Origin of the sequence: Acinetobacter sp. SWAC5 (assembly GCF_003419885.1) — a bacterium.
GTDB classification, from domain to species: domain Bacteria; phylum Pseudomonadota; class Gammaproteobacteria; order Pseudomonadales; family Moraxellaceae; genus Acinetobacter; species Acinetobacter cumulans.
The window spans coordinates 1-5,360 of the sequence record NZ_QUWR01000051.1 but is presented as its reverse complement, the minus strand read 5'-3'; the positions used below and the strand labels follow the sequence as shown (position 1 = coordinate 5,360).

The 5,360-nt window shown below is 48.8% G+C and carries 2 tRNA genes and 2 rRNA genes; all 4 read right to left on the bottom strand.

The features are described 5' to 3' along the window. Positions 1 to 23: 23 nt before the first annotated feature. Positions 24 to 2,916: ribosomal RNA gene (locus DYI81_RS17550) — 23S ribosomal RNA — on the bottom strand. Between the two features lie 449 nt (positions 2,917 to 3,365). Continuing rightward, positions 3,366 to 3,441: transfer RNA gene (locus DYI81_RS17545), tRNA-Ala, on the bottom strand. Between the two features lie 75 nt (positions 3,442 to 3,516). Beyond that, positions 3,517 to 3,593: transfer RNA gene (locus tag DYI81_RS17540), tRNA-Ile, on the bottom strand. A gap of 61 nt (positions 3,594 to 3,654) precedes the next feature. Further along, a 16S ribosomal RNA gene (locus tag DYI81_RS17535) occupies positions 3,655 to 5,192 on the bottom strand. The 16S and 23S rRNA genes sit together here with 2 tRNA genes alongside, the layout of an rRNA operon. Between the last annotated feature and the right edge of the window lie 168 nt (positions 5,193 to 5,360).

Genomic DNA, 5,360 nt, shown 5'->3' with positions numbered 1-5,360 from the left:
TACAACAACTGTTTGGGTGTTGTATAGTCAAGCCTCACGAGCAATTAGTATTGGTCAGCTTCATGCGTCACCGCACTTCCACATCCAACCTATCAACGTCGTAGTCTTCAACGGCTCTTTAGAGGAATAAATTCCTAGGGAAATCTTATCTTGAGGTAGGCTTCCCGCTTAGATGCTTTCAGCGGTTATCCCTTCCGAACATAGCTACCCGGCGATGCGACTGGCGTCACAACCGGTACACCAGAGGTTCGTCCACTCTGGTCCTCTCGTACTAGGAGCAGATCCTCTCAAATTTCCAGCGCCCACGGTAGATAGGGACCGAACTGTCTCACGACGTTCTAAACCCAGCTCGCGTACCTCTTTAAATGGCGAACAGCCATACCCTTGGGACCTGCTTCAGCCCCAGGATGAGATGAGCCGACATCGAGGTGCCAAACACCGCCGTCGATATGAACTCTTGGGCGGTATCAGCCTGTTATCCCCAGAGTACCTTTTATCCGTTGAGCGATGGCCCTTCCATACAGAACCACCGGATCACTAAGACCTACTTTCGTACCTGCTCGACTTGTGGGTCTCGCAGTTAAGCGCGCTTTTGCCTTTATACTCTACGCGTGATTTCCGACCACGCTGAGCGCACCTTCGTACTCCTCCGTTACTCTTTAGGAGGAGACCGCCCCAGTCAAACTACCCACCAGACATGGTCCTCGCTCCAGATAATGGAGCAGAGTTAGAACCTCAATATTACCAGGGTGGTATTTCAAGATTGGCTCCACAGCAACTAGCGTCGCTGCTTCAAAGCCTCCCACCTATCCTACACAAGTAAGATCAAAGTTCAATGTCAAGCTGCAGTAAAGGTTCACGGGGTCTTTCCGTCTAGCCGCGGGTACACCGCATCTTCACGGCGATTTCGATTTCACTGAGCCTCTGCTGGAGACAGCGCCCCCATCATTATGCCATTCGTGCAGGTCGGAACTTACCCGACAAGGAATTTCGCTACCTTAGGACCGTTATAGTTACGGCCGCCGTTTACTGGGGCTTCGATCAAGAGCTTCGCTTACGCTAACCCCATCAATTAACCTTCCAGCACCGGGCAGGCATCACACCCTATACGTCCACTTTCGTGTTTGCAGAGTGCTATGTTTTTAATAAACAGTTGCAGGGGCCTGGTTTCTGTGGCTGCCGATAGCTCAGGAAGCAAGTTCCATCACCGTCAGCAGCGTACCTTCTCCCGAAGTTACGGTACCATTTTGCCTAGTTCCTTCAGCAGAGTTCTCTCAAGCGCTTTGGTCTACTCGACCTGACCACCTGTGTCGGTTTCGGGTACGATTCCTGTGTAACTGAAGCTTAGAGACTTTTCCTGGAAGCATAGTATCAGCCACTTCACTGTACAAGTACAGCTTGCTATCAGATCTCAGCATAGAGTACCCCGGATTTGCCTAAGATACATGCCTACATCCTTTCACCTGGACAACCAACGCCAGGCTGACTTAACTTACTCCGTCCTCTCATCGCATTACACAGAAGTATTGGAATATTAACCAATTTCCCATCGACTACGCCTCTCGGCCTCGCCTTAGGGGTCGACTCACCCAGCCCCGATTAACGTTGGACTGGAACCCTTGGTCTTTCAGCGAACGGGTTTTTCACCCGTTTTGTCGTTACTCACGTCAGCATTCGCACTTCTGATACCTCCAGCAGACTTCTCAATCCACCTTCATCGGCTTACAGAACGCTCCCCTACCACTTGCAATAAATTGCAAATCCGCAGCTTCGGCATATAGTTTTAGCCCCGTTACATCTTCCGCGCAGGCCGACTCGACTAGTGAGCTATTACGCTTTCTTTAAAGGGTGGCTGCTTCTAAGCCAACCTCCTAGCTGTCTATGCCTTCCCACATCGTTTCCCACTTAACTATAATTTAGGGGCCTTAGCTGGCGGTCTGGATTGTTTTCCTCTTGACTACGGACGTTAGCACCCGCAGTCTGTCTCCCGGATAGTACTCATTGGTATTCGGAGTTTGCATCGGTTTGGTAAGTCGGGATGACCCCCTAGCCGAAACAGTGCTCTACCCCCAATGGTATTCGTCCGAGGCGCTACCTAAATAGCTTTCGGGGAGAACCAGCTATCACCAAGTTTGATTAGCCTTTCACCCCTATCCACAAGTCATCCCCTGGCTTTTCAACGACAGTGGGTTCGGTCCTCCAGTTAGTGTTACCCAACCTTCAACCTGCTCATGGATAGATCACCTGGTTTCGGGTCTACACCCAGCAACTAAACGCCCTATTAAGACTCGGTTTCCCTACGGCTCCCCTATACGGTTAACCTTGCTACTGAATGTAAGTCGCTGACCCATTATACAAAAGGTACGCAGTCACCGAACAAGTCGGCTCCCACTGCTTGTATGCATGCGGTTTCAGGATCTATTTCACTCCCCTCACAGGGGTTCTTTTCGCCTTTCCCTCACGGTACTGGTTCACTATCGGTCAGTCAGGAGTATTTAGCCTTGGAGGATGGTCCCCCCATATTCAGACAAGGTTTCACGTGCCTCGCCCTACTCGACATCATCATATAAGCCCTTTCGTGTACAGGACTATCACCCACTATGGTTGCACTTCCCAGAGCATTCCACTAGAACTTATATGACTTAATGGGCTGTTCCCCGTTCGCTCGCCGCTACTGAGGGAATCTCAATTGATTTCTTTTCCTAAGGGTACTGAGATGTTTCACTTCCCCTCGTTTGCCTCGCAACACTATGTATTCATGTTGCGATACCTACCTTACGATAGGTGGGTTTCCCCATTCAGAAATCTCCGGATCATAGGATATTTGCCGCCTCCCCGAAGCTTATCGCAGGCTATTACGTCTTTCATCGCCTCTGACTGCCAAGGCATCCACCACATGCACTTAATTACTTGACTATACAACCCCAAACAGTCGTTCATCCTTACAAGTAGGATAAGCAACAGAGTTTGTCTTACGACTTACTCATACAGTTGGCGTCTTGTGCATTTAAGCACTGTACAGCTTCAATTAGATTCATATACCAAAACGCTTGATTCAGTTAATTTCGCTAGTAACTCATAGCTTCTATCTTCACATCACAGTAATAAATCACTGTTAGTGTTAATGTCAGTTATGAGTATGAACAAATTATTTCAACTCAAATATATTCTGTTAATGATTTAACATGCCTTCGTCAGGTCATGTTGCTGTGATAAATCACAGAGCTTAATAACAATGAAGCGCATTCTACGCTAGTTTGTTGCTAAGCTCTATAACCTAAGCACTTGATCGCTTAAAGACTAAACTAACAGTCAGCTGACTGTTCATTTATTAACTTGTCTTTTATACATCGCTTTGCGATGTATGGTGGAGACTAGGAGAGTCGAACTCCTGACCTCCTGCGTGCAAAGCAGGCGCTCTACCAACTAAGCTAAGTCCCCAGCTTATCAATTAAGTCAATGTCTCTGTTTTCTGTTTGCTCTCATATTTTATTCAAATATTTCGTTAGTCAGATTTGGTGGGTCTGACAAGACTTGAACTTGTGACCCCACGCTTATCAAGCGTGTGCTCTAACCAACTGAGCTACAGACCCTCAGATACATCGTCATGAAGAACAACTTGTTGTGGATTCTTACCAGTCGCCAATCTTTCGTTAAGGAGGTGATCCAGCCGCAGGTTCCCCTACGGCTACCTTGTTACGACTTCACCCCAGTCGTCGGCCACACCGTGGTAAGCGTCCTCCTTACGGTTAGACTACCTACTTCTGGTGCAACAAACTCCCATGGTGTGACGGGCGGTGTGTACAAGGCCCGGGAACGTATTCACCGCGGCATTCTGATCCGCGATTACTAGCGATTCCGACTTCATGGAGTCGAGTTGCAGACTCCAATCCGGACTACGATCGGCTTTTTGAGATTAGCATCCTCTCGCGAGGTAGCAACCCTTTGTACCGACCATTGTAGCACGTGTGTAGCCCTGGTCGTAAGGGCCATGATGACTTGACGTCGTCCCCGCCTTCCTCCAGTTTGTCACTGGCAGTATCCTTAAAGTTCCCGGCCGAACCGCTGGCAAATAAGGAAAAGGGTTGCGCTCGTTGCGGGACTTAACCCAACATCTCACGACACGAGCTGACGACAGCCATGCAGCACCTGTATGTAAGTTCCCGAAGGCACCAATCCATCTCTGGAAAGTTCTTACTATGTCAAGACCAGGTAAGGTTCTTCGCGTTGCATCGAATTAAACCACATGCTCCACCGCTTGTGCGGGCCCCCGTCAATTCATTTGAGTTTTAGTCTTGCGACCGTACTCCCCAGGCGGTCTACTTATCGCGTTAGCTGCGCCACTAAAGCCTCAAAGGCCCCAACGGCTAGTAGACATCGTTTACGGCATGGACTACCAGGGTATCTAATCCTGTTTGCTCCCCATGCTTTCGTACCTCAGCGTCAGTATTAGGCCAGATGGCTGCCTTCGCCATCGGTATTCCTCCAGATCTCTACGCATTTCACCGCTACACCTGGAATTCTACCATCCTCTCCCATACTCTAGCTTCCCAGTATCGAATGCAATTCCTAAGTTAAGCTCAGGGATTTCACATCCGACTTAAAAAGCCGCCTACGTACGCTTTACGCCCAGTAAATCCGATTAACGCTCGCACCCTCTGTATTACCGCGGCTGCTGGCACAGAGTTAGCCGGTGCTTATTCTGCGAGTAACGTCCACTATCCCTAGGTATTAACTAGAGTAGCCTCCTCCTCGCTTAAAGTGCTTTACAACCAAAAGGCCTTCTTCACACACGCGGCATGGCTGGATCAGGGTTCCCCCCATTGTCCAATATTCCCCACTGCTGCCTCCCGTAGGAGTCTGGGCCGTGTCTCAGTCCCAGTGTGGCGGATCATCCTCTCAGACCCGCTACAGATCGTCGCCTTGGTAGGCCTTTACCCCACCAACTAGCTAATCTGACTTAGGCTCATCTATTAGCGCAAGGTCCGAAGATCCCCTGCTTTCCCCCGTAGGGCGTATGCGGTATTAGCATCCCTTTCGAAATGTTGTCCCCCACTAATAGGCAGATTCCTAAGCATTACTCACCCGTCCGCCGCTAGAAATCGGTAGCAAGCTACCTATTCCCGCTCGACTTGCATGTGTTAAGCCTGCCGCCAGCGTTCAATCTGAGCCATGATCAAACTCTTCAGTTTAAAATCAATAGTACCTTTAAAGGGTACCAATCTTGGCTCATCAATTACTGACAAATATTTGCTCAAATAAACTTCGAGAAATTTCTACCAATTATCAATGAAAATATATTCGATTGATCAACCAGTAAAAATCCACACAAGTTGTTCTTCATAATCTCTTAATGATCT